The sequence below is a fragment of the Pseudoalteromonas sp. THAF3 genome (genome assembly GCF_009363775.1).
Classification (GTDB): Bacteria; Pseudomonadota; Gammaproteobacteria; order Enterobacterales; family Alteromonadaceae; genus Pseudoalteromonas; species Pseudoalteromonas ruthenica.
The window spans coordinates 1,078,753-1,093,668 of sequence record NZ_CP045418.1 but is presented as its reverse complement, the minus strand read 5'-3'; the positions used below and the strand labels follow the sequence as shown (position 1 = coordinate 1,093,668).

The 14,916-nt window shown below is 48.0% G+C and carries 12 protein-coding genes and 1 tRNA gene; all 13 read right to left on the bottom strand.

Going from position 1 to position 14,916, the window contains the following annotated elements:
- Window positions 1-20: 20 nt before the first annotated feature.
- Complete coding sequence (gene pnp / locus FIU82_RS05010) at window positions 21-2,150, bottom strand: polyribonucleotide nucleotidyltransferase (RefSeq protein ID WP_022945694.1); 2,130 nt, start codon at window positions 2,148-2,150, stop codon at window positions 21-23.
- 264 nt (window positions 2,151-2,414) lie between these two features.
- Complete coding sequence (rpsO, locus tag FIU82_RS05005; RefSeq protein WP_026111212.1) at window positions 2,415-2,684, bottom strand: 30S ribosomal protein S15; 270 nt, start codon at window positions 2,682-2,684, stop codon at window positions 2,415-2,417.
- Window positions 2,685-2,812: 128 nt separating this feature from the next.
- Entirely contained in the window at window positions 2,813-3,748 is a 936-nt protein-coding gene (truB, locus tag FIU82_RS05000) for a tRNA pseudouridine(55) synthase TruB (protein WP_138547844.1), read from the bottom strand.
- 5 nt (window positions 3,749-3,753) lie between these two features.
- Window positions 3,754-4,143 carry a 30S ribosome-binding factor RbfA gene (rbfA, locus tag FIU82_RS04995; protein ID WP_022945696.1) on the bottom strand — a complete coding sequence of 130 codons (390 nt, stop codon included), beginning with the start codon at window positions 4,141-4,143 and terminating at the stop codon, window positions 3,754-3,756.
- A 78-nt stretch (window positions 4,144-4,221) separates the two neighbouring features.
- Entirely contained in the window at window positions 4,222-6,891 is a 2,670-nt protein-coding gene (gene infB, locus FIU82_RS04990; RefSeq protein WP_022945697.1) for a translation initiation factor IF-2, read from the bottom strand.
- 25 nt (window positions 6,892-6,916) lie between these two features.
- Complete coding sequence (gene nusA / locus FIU82_RS04985) at window positions 6,917-8,416, bottom strand: transcription termination factor NusA (protein ID WP_022945698.1); 1,500 nt, start codon at window positions 8,414-8,416, stop codon at window positions 6,917-6,919.
- A 39-nt stretch (window positions 8,417-8,455) separates the two neighbouring features.
- On the bottom strand, window positions 8,456-8,911 hold the full coding sequence (rimP, locus tag FIU82_RS04980; RefSeq protein WP_022945699.1) for a ribosome maturation factor RimP: 456 nt from the start codon (window positions 8,909-8,911) through the stop codon (window positions 8,456-8,458).
- Between the two features lie 442 nt (window positions 8,912-9,353).
- A tRNA-Leu gene (locus FIU82_RS04975) sits at window positions 9,354-9,439 on the bottom strand.
- An 8-nt stretch (window positions 9,440-9,447) separates the two neighbouring features.
- Window positions 9,448-9,801 carry a preprotein translocase subunit SecG gene (gene secG / locus FIU82_RS04970; RefSeq protein WP_152440493.1) on the bottom strand — a complete coding sequence of 118 codons (354 nt, stop codon included), beginning with the start codon at window positions 9,799-9,801 and terminating at the stop codon, window positions 9,448-9,450.
- 6 nt (window positions 9,802-9,807) lie between these two features.
- Window positions 9,808-10,551, bottom strand: coding sequence for a triose-phosphate isomerase (gene tpiA, locus FIU82_RS04965; protein ID WP_022945702.1), 744 nt, complete (start codon window positions 10,549-10,551; stop codon window positions 9,808-9,810).
- An 80-nt stretch (window positions 10,552-10,631) separates the two neighbouring features.
- Window positions 10,632-11,975, bottom strand: a complete 1,344-nt coding sequence (gene glmM, locus FIU82_RS04960; protein ID WP_022945703.1) for a phosphoglucosamine mutase — start codon at window positions 11,973-11,975, stop codon at window positions 10,632-10,634.
- Between the two features lie 8 nt (window positions 11,976-11,983).
- Window positions 11,984-12,832, bottom strand: a complete 849-nt coding sequence (folP, locus tag FIU82_RS04955) for a dihydropteroate synthase (RefSeq protein WP_152440492.1) — start codon at window positions 12,830-12,832, stop codon at window positions 11,984-11,986.
- Window positions 12,833-12,928: 96 nt separating this feature from the next.
- Complete coding sequence (gene ftsH / locus FIU82_RS04950) at window positions 12,929-14,863, bottom strand: ATP-dependent zinc metalloprotease FtsH (protein ID WP_022945705.1); 1,935 nt, start codon at window positions 14,861-14,863, stop codon at window positions 12,929-12,931.
- Window positions 14,864-14,916: the final 53 nt, after the last annotated feature.

Genomic DNA, 14,916 nt, shown 5'->3' with positions numbered 1-14,916 from the left:
CTTTTACATCAGATTAATGCTTATTCAGCGCTTTTTGACTCTTCTGCGTTTGCAGCTGGTTTTTCCTGCGCTTCTTTGATACTCAAGCGGACGCGGCCTTGGCGGTCTACCTCTAGTACCTTAACTTTAACTTCTTGACCAACGCTAAGGTGATCAGTCACGTTATTCACACGCTCTTCGCTGATTTGTGAAATGTGTACTAATCCATCTTTGCCTGGCAATACATTAACAAACGCACCGAAGTCTACGATACGAACTACTTTACCTTCGTAGATTGTACCTACTTCAAGTTCTGCAGTTAACTGCTCTACGCGAGCGATTGCAGCGCGTGCGCTTTCGCCATCGGTGGCAGCGATCTTAACCGTACCGTCATCATCGATTTCGATAGTAGTGCCAGTTTCTTCAGTTAACGCACGGATTGTCGCACCGCCTTTACCAATTACGTCAGCAATTTTCTTCGGTGGAATGTTCACCGTGTAAATGCGTGGTGCGTAATCTGAAAGCTCAGCCGCTGGTGAAGAGATGGCTTCATCCATCACGCCAAGAATATGCAAACGGGCAGCTTGTGCTTGGTTAAGCGCAATTTGCATGATTTCTTTAGTGATACCTTCAATCTTGATATCCATTTGCAGCGCAGTGATACCTTCAGAAGTACCGGCTACTTTAAAGTCCATGTCGCCTAGGTGGTCTTCGTCACCCAAGATGTCAGAAAGAACAACAAAGTTGTCACCTTCTTTAACAAGACCCATAGCAATACCCGCTACAGATGCCTTAGTTGGTACACCGGCATTCATCAGCGCCAGCGAAGTACCACATACCGAGGCCATTGAAGATGAACCGTTCGATTCAGTGATCTCTGATACCACACGGATTGAGTAAGGGAATTCTTCAAGCGTAGGAAGAACAGCCGCAATACCACGCTTAGCAAGGTTACCATGACCAATTTCACGACGCTTAGGTGAGCCTACAAAGCCTGTTTCGCCAACACAGAATGGAGGGAAGTTGTAGTGCAACATGAAGCGGTTAGTTGAGGTACCCGTAATGGCATCAATCATCTGTGCGTCACGTTCTGTACCCAGCGTTGCGGTAACAAGTGCCTGAGTTTCACCACGGGTGAAGATAGCACTGCCGTGCGTACGTGCAAGCACACCGGTTTTAACATCTAGGGCACGGATCATCTCAGGAGTACGGCCATCAATACGTTTTTCACCGGCAATGATGCGACCACGTACGATTTTCTTCTCAAGTGAACCGAATACACCCGATACTTCTTGCTCATCTAAGCTTTCGTCTTCACCCAGCTCAGCGCTTAGCTTCTCGATTACTTGTGCTTTCGCTGCGCTTAGCGCATCTTTACGCGCTACCTTGTCAGTGATGTGGTACGCTTCACCGATTTTCGCTTCCGCGATGGCAGCCACTTTTTCCGCTAGCGACTCGTCTTTCGCTGGTGCTGTCCAATCCCATACAGGCTTGCCTGCTTCGCTAGCAAATTCGTTAATCGCAGTAATAATGGCTTGTGACTGCTCATGACCGTAAACCACGGCGCCTAGCATCACATCTTCTGGCAATGTTTCAGCTTCCGACTCAACCATCAGTACCGCGTTGTCAGTACCAGCAACAACAAGGTCTAGCTTACTTTCGTTTAGCTCAGTAAGTGTTGGGTTAAGGACATATTGACCGTCGATAAAGCCTACACGAGACGCACCGATTGGACCATTGAATGGAATACCCGAAAGCGCAAGCGCCGCTGAAGTACCAATCAGCGCTACGATATCTGGTTGAATTTCAGGGTCTACTGAAACAACGGTTGCGATCACTTGCACTTCGTTTACGAAGCCATCAGGGAACAGTGGACGGATTGGACGGTCAATCAAGCGCGCGATCAGTGTCTCGCCGTCTGATGGGCGACCTTCACGCTTCAAGAAACCACCAGGGATACGACCCGCTGCGTACATTTTTTCAATGTAGTTAACAGTCAGAGGGAAGAAGTCTTGACCTGGGTTTGCTTCACGCTTACCAACCACAGTCACGAGTACCGAGGTGTCGCCAATGCTAGCAAGTACGGCACCATCTGCTTGACGTGCAATCGCACCCGTTTCTAGCGTTACAGTGTGTTCACCGTATTGAAATTCTTTAATAATTGGTTGCACTTAATTATTTCCTTTAAGTTGCATTTAGCCCTACTTAATCGTACTAAGCAGACTAAAGTTTGGTTTTCTCAAGCACCTTACCAATTACAGTAAATAACCACACTCACGCTGGAATGCCTTTATTTACTACAATTGGCAATATGGTGCCATCTTAGCCGACGGCCATACATTGCCCTACCGACTTAGACAGGGCCTAGTATACTCGCCAAAAGCACACAAAAAAAGGGGCTAGATAGCCCCTTTTTGTAAACTGATTTCAAAGAATTAGCGACGTAGGCCAAGTTCTTGAATTAGTGCAGTGTAACGCTCGATGCTTTTACCTTTTAGGTAGTTAAGCAAGTTACGGCGTTGGCTTACTTTGCGAAGCAAACCACGACGTGAGTGGTTGTCTTGCTTGTGGTTAGCAAAGTGGCCTTGAAGCTTGTTGATATCGTGAGTTAGCAAAGCTACTTGTACTTCAGGTGAACCTGTGTCGCCTTCAGCGCGTGCGAATTTTGCGATGATATCTGCTTTTTCTTGGTTGCTTAGTGACATAAATAACTCCAAAAAATGAGTGTTTTAATACGGTAAGAGCCGATCACTAATCCAGCCCCACCAAATGAGCGCGCTATTTTAACAATTTACGCGAGAACTACAAGCGCTTTATAGGGTGCGCCGCTTCCCTAGCTGGTAATTGCCACAGCACGTTTGGCCTTTAAGTGGCCGTGTTGGTTACGCTCACCAACGCCTAGAAAGCGTGTTTTGCAGCGCACCGCACATACCGGCGCAACCTGCTCGCCGACAACCACAGTTTGCCCGTGGGCAAAAGCAGTGGCTTGTTGTTCGTCAAGCTCGATGCTTGGTAAATCTTGCACCGCAGTATCCATCGGCAACAGCAAGGGGTCGAGTACCTCTGCTGGGGCGATGTCTTTGGCTTTGGCCTCATCGAGTAGCTGCTGCAACGTCTCTAAGGTCACCATTTTTTCTGCCGGATAGTGACCTACTTTAGAACGGTGAAGCATAATCACATGGGCACCACATCCCAGCAGCTCACCTAAGTCGTCAACAATCGTACGTATATAGGTGCCTTTAGATACGTGCGCGGTCATTTGTATCTCGTTGCGCTCACTGTCGAACTCATCTAAGGTCAAACTGTAGACATGAATACGGCGGCATTTACGCGGTACTTCAATGCCTTCACGGGCATATTTATACAGTGGTTGGCCTTGGTATTTCAGTGCCGAGTACATCGACGGATACTGATCCGACTCGCCAATAAAGCTGGCAACCTGTTCACGTAAATCCGCTTCACAGACATCCACTTCTCGGGTTTGCACAATTTCACCATCGGCGTCGGAGGTGGTTGTGCGCTCGCCTAGTTTAGCCCGAACCACATAGGTTTTGTCGGTGTCGAGTAAAAACTGTGAAAACTTGGTCGCTTCACCGAAGCACACCGGTAACATCCCCGTAGCAAGAGGGTCTAACGCGCCGGTGTGGCCCGCTTTTTGCGCAAAGAAAATACCTTTTGCTTGTTGTAACGCGCGGTTACTGGAGATCCCTTGCGGCTTATTAACCAATAGTACGCCATCGACCGGGCGGCCTTTTGTCCGTCTGGCCATAGCGCTTACTCTTCTTCGTCGCTGTTGTTGCGCTTATCCTGATCTTCACGCATTACGGTGTCGACCAAGTTAGAAATACGCATCCCTTCGAGCAGCGAGTTATCAATCACGAAACGCAATTCAGGGATAATGCGGGCACGAATACGCTTGCCTAATAAGGAGCGAATGTAGCCGCTGGCATCATTCAAAATACGCATGCTTTGTTTCGCTTTAGTGTCGTCGTCTTGGTTAAAGACGGTGACAAAAATTTTGGCGTAGGACAAATCACGGGATACTTCCACCGCAGACACGGTCACCATGCCTAAACGCGGGTCTTTCACTTCGCGCTGGATGATCACCGCGATTTCTTTTTGGATTTGCTGCGCTACGCGCTCTGTGCGAGAAAATTCTCTCATTTCCACCACTTCTATTGATTACACAATGCACAAATGGGGGCACAAGGCCCCCATACTTTTTATGACTAACTGTGAGGTTTACAGCGAGCGTTGTACTTCAACGACTTCGAATACCTCAATTTGGTCACCGACCTTAACGTCATTATAGTTCTTAACGCCGATACCACATTCCATACCGTTACGAACTTCTTGAACGTCATCTCTGAATCGACGTAGCGATTCAAGCTCACCTTCATAGATAACGACGTTATCACGAAGAACGCGAATTGGGTTAGAACGTTTAACCACACCTTCGGTTACCATACACCCAGCGACAGAGCCAATCTTCGGTGCCTTAAATACATCACGTACTTCGGCAAGACCAATGATTTCCTGTTTGAATTCAGGCTGTAGCATACCGGTCATGGCTTGCTTCACTTCCTCAATCAGGTCATAGATAACGCTGTAGTAACGCAGGTCAATACTTTCGCTTTCAATCACTTTACGTGCAGAAGCGTCGGCACGAACGTTAAAGCCAACGACAATCGCATTTGATGCGGCGGCAAGTGATGCATCAGTCTCGGTGATACCACCAACACCGCTACCCACGATTTTCACTTTAACTTCTTCAGTAGAAAGCTTAGTCAGTGAATCGGCAATAGCTTCGATAGAGCCTTGAACGTCGGCCTTAAGGACAATGTTCACTTCGCTCACGTCACCTTCAGACATATTGCTAAACATGTTTTCCAGTTTCGCTTTTTGCTGACGAGCAAGCTTCACTTCGCGGAATTTGCCTTGACGATAAAGCGCTACTTCACGCGCTTTACGCTCATCGCGTACCACAGTGGCTTCGTCACCAGCTGCAGGCACACCAGAGAGACCTAAAATCTCGACTGGAATTGATGGGCCCGCTTCTTTGATTTCTTTACCATTCTCATCGCGCATTGCACGAACACGGCCATATTCAAGACCACAAAGAACGATATCGCCTTGCTTAAGCATACCTTCTTGAACAAGAACGGTTGCCACTGGACCACGGCCTTTATCTAGACGTGATTCAATCACCACACCCGAGGCCATACCTTCAGGAATAGCGGTTAGTTCAAGGATTTCTGACTGCATCAAGACAGCTTCAAGAAGCTCATCAACACCTTCACCCGTTTTCGCTGAGATATGAACGAACTGCGTTTCTCCGCCCCATTCTTCTGGGATAACATCTAACGCTGCCAGTTCATTCTTAACGCGATCTGGGTCCGCGCCTTCTTTATCGATTTTGTTCACTGCAACAATCAACGGTACTTCTGCTGCTTTAGCGTGCTGTACTGCTTCTTTGGTTTGCGGCATTACACCATCGTCGGCAGCAACAACTAGGATAACGATATCCGTTGCTTTTGCACCCCGTGCACGCATTGAAGTAAAGGCCGCGTGTCCTGGTGTATCTAGGAAGGTGATCATGCCGTTGTCGGTGTCAACGTGGTAAGCACCAATGTGCTGGGTAATACCGCCAGCCTCACCCGATGCCACTTTGGCTTTACGGATGTAGTCAAGCGTCGAGGTTTTACCATGGTCAACGTGACCCATTACAGTTACAACCGGTGCACGCGATTCAGCCTGACCGCCTTCAGAGCGATCGCTTAATACGCGCTCTTCAAGCTCGTTTTCTTTGGTGATCACTACTTTGTGACCCATTTCTTCGGCCACCAGTTGTGCTGTTTCCTGATCGATAACTTGGTTAATGGTTACCATGTCACCCATCTTCATCATGGTTTTCACCACTTCGGCGCCTTTCACCGCCATACGTGATGCTAACTCAGCAACGGTGATGGTTTCACCAATGCGTACTTCAGCTTTTTTATCCGCTACCGGCTTTTTAAAGCCATGCTGTAAAGACGTAGGCGCTTTCAGCTTACCTTTCTTGCCTTTAAGCTTAGCTGGAGCCTCGGTTTTACCCTTTGGCTTTTTCTTTTTACGACGTGCACTTTTCTCTTCGCGCGCGTCTGATTCGTCCTCTGCTTCACGGGCATAGGTCGAGGTTGTGAGGTGATGGTCCGCTGTTTCCTCGCGGCGCTTACGTTCCTCTTCTTCTTTCTTCCAACGCGCTTCGTTTTCTTCCGCTAGACGGCGGGCTTCTTCGGCTTGACGTTTCGCTTCTTCTTCGGCTTTCTTCAATGCTGCCTCTTCTGCTTCTTTCTGTAAGCGCTCAGCTTCTTCACGTTCTTTCTGAGTTTGCTCCTCGTCCTTTGCAGAATCATGACTGTCTTTGCGCTGTGCTTCAGCTTTACGCTTCGCTTCTTCTTTAGCCTTACGCTCTGCTTCTTGTTTCGCTTTGCGTTCAGCCTCTTCTTTTGCTTTGCGTTCGGCTTCTTCTTTGGCCTTACGCTCTGCTTCTTCTTTGGCCTGTGCCTCGGCCTCTTTACGCGCTTGCTCCTCTGCTTCTAAACGAGCTTGCTCCTGCTGCTCCTCTAGCGCGCTCTTTTTCACGTAGGTGCGCTTTTTACGCACTTCTACTTGTACGGCTTTCGCCTTACCCGTTGAACCTGTCACGCTGAGCGTACTTTTCTTCTTACGCTGCAGGGTCATGCGCTCGGGGCCAGTTGAACCCGCACCACCGTGTTGCTTCGACAAGTGATCGAGTAGTTGTGCTTTTTCTGACTCAGAGACATGGTCGTCAGCGCCTTTTTTAATACCGGCACTGTCTAATTGCTGGAGCAATTTATCAACAGTTGTACCAATGTCCTCGGCCAGTTTTGCTACACTTACTTCTGCCATATTCTTTGTTACCTCCGTTAATAAATTACTCGTCACCGAACCAGCAAACGTTACGCGCGGCCATAATCAGGTCGCCCGCTTCCTGCTCGGAAAGCTCGGTAATTTCAACTAGTTCATCAATGCCTTGCTCAGCTAGATCTTCTAAAGTAATCACCCCTTTACTTGCCATGACAAAGGCAAGGTGGCGATCAAGTCCTTCGAGATTCAATAAGTCTTCAGCTGGCTCAGCACCTTCTAGCGATTCTTCGTCTTTCAACGCTTTCGTTGTTAATGCATCTTTAGCGCGGTTACGTAGCTCTTCAACAGTCTCTTCATCAAGACCATCAATTTCTAGGAACTCGCTAGTAGGCACATAGGCCACTTCTTCAAGCGTTGAGAAGCCCTCACCGATTAATAATTCAGCGAAGTCGTCATCAATATCTAACCCTTCAGTGAATAGGTTGATAAGTTTGTCTGATTCTTCACGGTTTTTAGATTCCATATCTTCAACCGTCATCACGTTCAGTTCCCAGCCTGTAAGTTGGCTCGCTAAACGTACGTTTTGTCCGTTACGACCAATGGCCTGTGCCAGGTTATCAGCCTCAACAGCAATATCCATTGAGCGCGAATCTTCGTCCATAACAATGGATGCGACCTCAGCAGGTGCCATCGCATTAATAACGAATTGCGCTGGGTTATCATCGTATAACACGATGTCCACGCGCTCGCCGCCAAGCTCTGTAGAGACAGCTTGCACACGCGCTCCTCGCATACCCACACAGGCACCCACAGGGTCAATGCGCTTGTCATTCGATTTTACTGCGATTTTGGCACGTGAACCTGGGTCACGCGCTGCAGAGCGTAGCTCAATCATTTCTTCGCCAATCTCTGGCACCTCAATGCGGAATAGTTCCATCAGCATCTCAGGTTTAGAGCGAGTGACGAACAATTGCGCGCCGCGCGCTTCGGGGCGCACTGCATAGAGTAAACCACGAACACGGTCACCTGGGCGGAAGTTTTCGCGCGGTAACATATCTTCACGATAAATGACGGCTTCGGCATTGTTGCCTAAATCAAGCACGATGGCGTCGCGGCTGGCTTTTTTCACCACACCAGTGACTAATTCACCTTCTTGATCTTTATACGCTTCAACCACTAAAGCGCGTTCTGCTTCACGCACTTTTTGGACGATAACTTGCTTCGCCATTTGCGTGGTAATACGGTCAAACTTAATAGATTCAATCTGTTCTTCAACAAAATCACCAAGCTGGATTTCAGGCTCTTCTACCTGCGCCGCTTCGAGGGTGATCTCGCGGTATGGGTGTTCTAGGCTGCCATCTTCTAGCGCCTCAGCCACCTGCCAACGACGGAACGTATCGTATTCACCGGTTTTGCGGTCGATAGATACACGCACATCGATATCACCGTCATGTTTTTTCTTTGTTGCGGTCGCTAGTGCGAACTCTAATGCTTCAAAAATTTTCTCTTTGGGGACCGCTTTTTCATTGGAAACGGCTTCCGCCACCAATAGGATTTCTTTTGCCATAGGTATTGCCTCGCTTGCCCTATTCCTTTCGCACTGAAATTAAAATTTGGCGATGATATTGGCACGCTCAACGTTGCTGATCATCAACATAAACTCTTGATTATCAACGTTGATAGTGACCATATCACCATTAACTGCTACTAAGTCGCCCTTAAAATTACGGCGACCATCTTGTGGAAGCTTGGTACGCAAGCGTACTTCTTCACCCACTGCTTGTTGGTAATGTTCTGGTTTGAACAGTGGACGATCAACGCCTGGCGATGACACTTCCAAGTCGTATTCGTTGGTAATGGGGTCTTCTACATCGAGAATCGCGCTCACCTGTCGACTTACATCTGCACAATTATCCACAGTAATGCCATCTGGATGGTCGATATACACACGTAATGTGGAATGGCGACCCGCTTGAATAAATTCAAGCCCCAGTAGCTCGAAGTCTAAGGCTTCAACTGCCGGTGTTAACATGTCAGTTAATGTTTGCTCGAGCTTTGTCACGAAACTCCTCCATAGAAACAAAAAAAGGGCTTAAGCCCCATTTTTCAAGTACAGATACAACAACGCCCCGAACCAAGCGGGGCGTCACACCGGAGATATTCGTAGTACGAAGATCTCCTGATCTTCTGAGCGGCCTAGGGCCAAGCTTGGCTGCGGGCTATATCTGCACGATAAAAACCGCTGCAACGTTTAGCAAAGTAGACTTGGCTAAACGCAAAACGCGCATTACTAAGAATGCGCGAACATCAAATAAAACAAAGCCACCGTAAAGAAAACCTTGTTTGAAAATCTGCTGCATGAGAGATACGGCTGCATCACCTCATTCGTGGCGACTATTATAGAGGTAAGGTTTATATTTAGCAACCACCTAGCATGACTAAAGGCCAGTATTAACAAGGCCTTTACAATAAAAAAGCCAAGCATTTGCTTGGCTTTTTTAATTTGGTGCCGTGGGCGGGACTTGAACCCGCACGAGCATAGCTCACCACCCCCTCAAGATGGCGTGTCTACCAATTCCACCACCACGGCTTAATTTTTTAGTTTGGCACGTCTGGATTCGTGCTCTTAGGCTCTTCTACTGGTACATCAGATACATCTTCAGTGACCGTCTGTGCAGCAGGTGCTGATTCTAGGTTTTCCCACTCGTCGGTCTTTTTAATTTGACCCGCAGTTAGGTTACCCAGCACGATGCTAAGCACAAAGAAGATAGTTGCTAATACTGTGGTTGTCTTAGTCATAAAGTTACCAGCACCTGACGAACCGAAAACGGTTGCCGATGCACCTGCACCAAATGAAGACCCCATATCAGCGCCTTTACCTTGTTGAATTAGCACGAAACCAACCAGTGCAATTGCAACAATCAAATAAATTACTAATAGAATTTCGTACATTTAATATTATCCTTTTGCACTTTCACAGATGCTGACAAAAGCGCCTGTTTTTAGACTTGCACCGCCGATAAGGCCGCCGTCTATATCTTGTTGTGCAAATAATTCTTCACTATTCTTTTCGTTTACGCTGCCGCCATACAATATGCGTAAGCCTTGTGATAGACCCTGATCTTGCTGGGCAATTTTATCACGAATAAACTGGTGTATGTCTTGAGCTTGCTGCGGCGATGCAGTTTTACCTGTGCCTATAGCCCAAACCGGCTCGTATGCTATCACAGATTGTGATAATGCAGCCACACCTAATTTTTGGATTACCGCCTCAATTTGAGCACTAATCACTGATTCTGTTTCACCCTGTTCACGTTGCTGCTCGGTCTCTCCGACACACAGTACAGGGATAAGGCCCTGCTGTTGCGCCATAGCAAATTTATTTGCTACGTCTTCGTCAGACTCACCAAAAACATGGCGACGCTCAGAGTGCCCAACTAAGGTGTAAGTGACACCTAGCTGCTTAGCCAGCGCCGCTTGGGTCTCCCCAGTGTAAGCGCCCGCTTCATATTCAGACACAGTCTGCACACCCGTTTGCAAACCTAATTTTACAGCTTCTGCTGCTAACAAGGCGGGAACAAACAGTGCCACATCGACTTCTTGGCCATTAATATCTTCTAAAACATTAGCCATTTCATTGAGCAATGTTTGAGAACCATTTAACTTCCAATTACCAGCCACTAAAGGCTTACGTGATGCCATGTTTTACTCCATGTCTGAAAGCGGACGAGATAGTACCCCGAGTCATTTCAACTTACAAGTAGTTATTTATGCAAACTTGTTTAACTGCTCACACTTTCAACAACTTGCGCTATTTTACTACTCAAATCCAGTACTTGTTTTTCATGCTCGGCTTCAACCATCACACGAACCACCGGCTCGGTACCCGATTTACGTAGTAGCACCCGCCCTTTACCGGCGAGCTCCTGTTCAACCTCGGCGACAACCTGTTGCACAGTGGGTGCTTGTGTTGGGTCACTACCAGGGGCATAGCGCACGTTAATCATATTCATCGGGTATTTAACAAATCCTTGCCCTAAATCGCGCAATGTTTTGTTCGTCGTGACCATAGCGGCAAGTACTTGCAAGCTGGAAATAATACCGTCGCCAGTGCTGATTAAATCCAAGTTCAGCACATGCCCTGAACTTTCACCGCCGATTTTCCACCCTTTTTGCTTTAATAGTTCCATCACATAACGGTCACCCACTTTCGAGCGAGCAAAGTCTATTCCTTTCTCTTTAAGGGCATTTTCAAGACCCATGTTGGACATCACCGTGCCTACCACGCCACCACCCAGCTCTCCTTGATGGTGCAGCGCGCTGGCAATGATATAAACGATATCATCGCCATCAAACACTTGCCCTTTGTGGTCGACCATCATCACCCGATCGCCGTCACCGTCATAAGCAATCCCTACATCGGCCTGCTCTTCAAGCACTTTGCGTTTCAGTGCGGATACATCAGTGGCGCCACACTCAGCATTTATGTTCAAGCCATTAGGCTGACAGGCATAAGGGATCACCTCTGCACCCAGCTCTTGCATAACGGCAGGCGCAATGTGATAGGTTGCGCCATTGGCACAATCGAGGACAATTTTAAGCCCTTCTAAAGAATGCCCTTGCGGGAACTGACCTTTACAGAATTCAATATAGCGGCCATCTGCACTTACCAGACGTCGCGCTTTACCCAGCTTTTCAGAAGGCACACAGGTCATATCACTGTCGAGCATGGCTTCTATTTCAAGTTCAATATCGTCGGCTAATTTAAGGCCATCGCTGGAAAAAAACTTAATACCGTTATCGTGATAAGGGTTGTGTGAAGCACTTATCACAATGCCCGCTTCCGCTCTAAAGGTTTGCGTTAAATAAGCAACCGCTGGCGTTGGCATTGGACCGAGTAAGACGACATCAATGCCCGCTGCGATAAGCCCGGCCTCTAAAGAGGTCTCAAGTAAGTAACCGGAAATGCGGGTGTCTTTCCCGATAATAACCTTCCTTGTTCCTGTTTTGGAGAGAACTTTACCAGCCGCCCAACCTAGCTTAAGAGCAAATTCTGGCGTTATCGGGTATTCACCAACCTGACCTCGCACGCCATCGGTGCCAAAATATTTACGTGTTGTACTCATGTTTTCTCCTAATCTTGTACTTGCAAAGGGGCCTGGGTGGCTTGGAAAACCTTTACAATATCCGTTGTTTCTTGCACATCATGCACGCGCACAATGCGCGCGCCCTTTTGCATACAGATTAATGCGCCAGCTAAGCTTGCGCTGAGACGCTGATCTGCATCTCGATTTAATAATTTTCCGAACATTGATTTGCGCGATAGACCAGTGAGTACTGGGTATCCTAGTCGCTGTAGTTGCTCAAGCTCACTCAACAATTGATAGTTATGTTGCAGTGATTTACCAAAGCCAAAGCCGGGGTCGATAATAATGTTCGTTTTACTTATCCCAGCTTCGATACATTGTCGCGCTCGCTCTTGTAAAAACGTGCCCACCTCTTTGGTGACATCATGGTAATCAGGGGCATTTTGCATAGAGCGTGGTTGCCCGCGCATGTGCATAATGCACACAGGAACCTGAGCGCTGGCTGCTGCGCTGAGTGCCCCAGGTTCTTGCAGCGCGCGCACATCGTTAATGATATCTGCACCGGCCTGAACCGCCGCTGTCATCACGCCGGCCTTACTGGTATCAATGGAGATGACGCAATCACTGCGCTCGCGAATGGCGTTGATTACGGGGACCACCCGCTGCAACTCTTCTTGTTCAGCGACATCGTCTGCGCCTGGGCGTGTTGACTCGCCGCCCACATCAATAATAGTGGCGCCTTGCTCTAACATCGATAGGGCACGGTTGACAGCGTTGTCTAGGGTATTGTGTTGGCCGCCATCGGAGAAGGAGTCCGGCGTAACATTTAAAATCCCCATAACTTGGGGAGTACTGAGATCCAAATAACGATCTCGAGGAAGTGTTAACCTTGTCATTACTTACTCTGTCTATGAAGGTCTTCCAAGTACCGGTTAATCAATGGCTAACTTGGGGAAAGGAAAAGCCCCAAACTGTGTTGGGGCTATTGGTTTTTACTCTTTGTCGTCAGAGTTCGGCTTATCGACGTTATTATCGTCTTGCGCCGTTGCTTCATCGGCCAGCTCACCTTGCGATTTAGCTTTGGCATCTGCTGGAGGCTTCTGATCGTGGGCATCACGTGGTGGACGCACCTCGCGACGCTCCATCAAATCATCGATTTGCAGCGCATCAATGGTCTCATACTTCATCAATGCGTCTTTCATGGCATGCAGGATATCAATGTTATCACGCAAAATTTGCTCTGCACGTTCGTAGTTTCTATCTGAGATATCACGTACTTCTGAATCAATCAGTTTGGCTGTGTCATCAGACATGCTGGCACTGCGTGATGAGCCTCGGCCCATAAACACTTCGCCTTCTTCTTCAGCGTACAGTAGCGGACCCATTTTCGCGCTTAAGCCCCACTGCGTCACCATCTTACGGGCAATTTCAGTGGCCCGCTCAATGTCGTTACTCGCACCGGTTGTCACTTTCTCATCGCCATAAATAATGGCTTCAGCAATACGGCCGCCGTACAAGCTAGAAATCATTGATTCCAAGTGCTCTTTCGAGTGGCTCACTCGGTCTTGCTCTGGCAAGTACATGGTGACACCCAAGGCACGACCACGTGGAATGATTGACACTTTGTACACTGGGTCGTGCTCTGGCACGATACGCCCGACAATAGCGTGACCGGCTTCGTGATACGCGGTCATCTCTTTTTCTTCCTCAGACATCACCATCGATTTGCGCTCTGCGCCCATCATGATCTTATCTTTGGCGGCATCAAATTCAGCCATGCTCACAACACGCTTGTTACCCCGAGCAGCGAATAGTGCGGCTTCGTTCACAAGGTTGGCTAAGTCAGCACCAGAGAAACCAGGCGTTCCTCGAGCAATCACCGAGGCTTCAACATTATCGGCCAATGGCACTTTACGCATGTGCACTTTTAGGATCTGCTCACGACCGCGAATATCTGGTAAACCAACGACCACCTGACGGTCGAAGCGACCTGGGCGAAGTAATGCAGGGTCCAGTACATCCGGACGGTTGGTTGCAGCAATAACGATAATACCTTCGTTACCTTCGAAACCATCCATCTCTACCAGCATTTGGTTCAAGGTTTGTTCACGTTCATCGTGACCACCACCCATACCAGCACCCCGTTGGCGACCTACGGCGTCAATCTCATCGATAAAGATGATGCAGGGAGCGGCTTTTTTCGCTTGCTCAAACATGTCGCGCACCCGGGATGCACCCACGCCCACGAACATTTCAACAAAGTCAGAACCGGAAATTGTAAAAAACGGCACTTTCGCTTCACCAGCAACAGCTTTAGCAAGCAAGGTTTTACCTGTACCAGGAGGGCCTACCATGAGTACGCCCTTAGGAATACTGCCGCCCAATTTTTGGAACTTGGATGGGTCGCGCAAGAAATCCACTAGCTCGGTAACGTCCTCTTTGGCTTCATCGCAACCAGCAACATCAGCGAAAGTAGTCTTCACCTGGTCTTCGCTCATTAAACGAGCCTTACTTTTGCCAAAGGACATCGCGCCTTTGCCGCCGCCACCTTGCATTTGTCGCATGAAGAATATCCATACGCCAATAAGCAGTAACATTGGGAACCAGGAAATGAAAATGCTTGCCAGTAAGGACTGCTCTTCAGGTTGAACACCTTTTACGTTGACATCATTTTTGAGTAAGTCATTGATAAGGTCTTCGTCATACATAGGCATGGTTGTTTGAAAACGCTCGCCACTGGTTTTAACTCCAGTGATTGCGCCTGTTCCACGGTCTATCACGACTTCGCGCAACGAACCGCTGCGTACATCCTTGACGAATTGTGTGTAACTCGTTTGCCTGTCTAAATTGTCGGAGCCGTTAAAGCTTTGAAAAACCGACATCAAAACAACGGCAATAACCAGCCATAGTATTAAATTCTTTGCCATATCACTCAAGGTGTTAACCTCTTGTATCCAAATTAATTAAATTCAACTTTTCC